Origin of the sequence: Mesorhizobium sp. M7D.F.Ca.US.004.03.1.1 (genome assembly GCF_003998635.1) — a bacterium.
GTDB lineage: Bacteria > Pseudomonadota > Alphaproteobacteria > Rhizobiales > Rhizobiaceae > Mesorhizobium > Mesorhizobium loti.
The window spans coordinates 1-576 of sequence record NZ_RZQG01001674.1 but is presented as its reverse complement, the minus strand read 5'-3'; the positions used below and the strand labels follow the sequence as shown (position 1 = coordinate 576).

1 protein-coding gene is annotated in these 576 nt (G+C 59.9%); it reads left to right on the top strand.

The window, feature by feature from the left end; translation table 11 throughout:
- The first annotated feature begins 18 nt into the window (after positions 1-18).
- Positions 19-165, top strand: coding sequence for a Rid family hydrolase (locus EN935_RS39415; RefSeq protein ID WP_281040427.1), 147 nt, complete (start codon positions 19-21; stop codon positions 163-165).
- The last annotated feature ends 411 nt before the right edge of the window (positions 166-576 follow it).

Sequence of the window (576 nt, the reverse complement as noted above, 5' to 3'; positions counted from 1 at the left end):
GCCTACGCCTATGTCTGGCTGCCCGACATCAAGGATTTCGACGCAATGAATTCGGTCTGGGAAAAATGGGTCCCGCAAGGTGCGGCCCCTGCCAGAGCCTGCGTCGAAGGCCGTCTGGCCGACCCGAGGTTGAAAGTGGAGATCCAGGTTTTCGCGTTACGCTGACGCTGCCTCTTGCAGATGGGTCGACGCTGGCCCCCTTCAGCTCAATGACCCCAGCCCTCAATGGCAGAACAGTCGCTAGCGATGATCCCGGCATCGTGGAGCATCAAGGCGCTTTCGACCAGCGACAGCGCCAAGTGTATTGATTGGAGTCGCCAGGCGCGATTCCGGAAGGTCCGCCAAGACGCGCCCATCGGCGGCGACAGCATGTGCTGGCGCACAGGGCAAGACCCATTTTGTCGATACCAGATCTGCCAGTAGGTTTCCGATGCGCCGGACCTGCGCGTTCCTTCAATCTTGATCAGCAGCACGCCCCGAAAAACACCGCAGCGATGTTGGGGCGATAGATCGGATTATTGGGGATGCCAAGAAACCTTGCCAACCGAGCCCCGAGGTAATGCTGCTGAGTGCGGG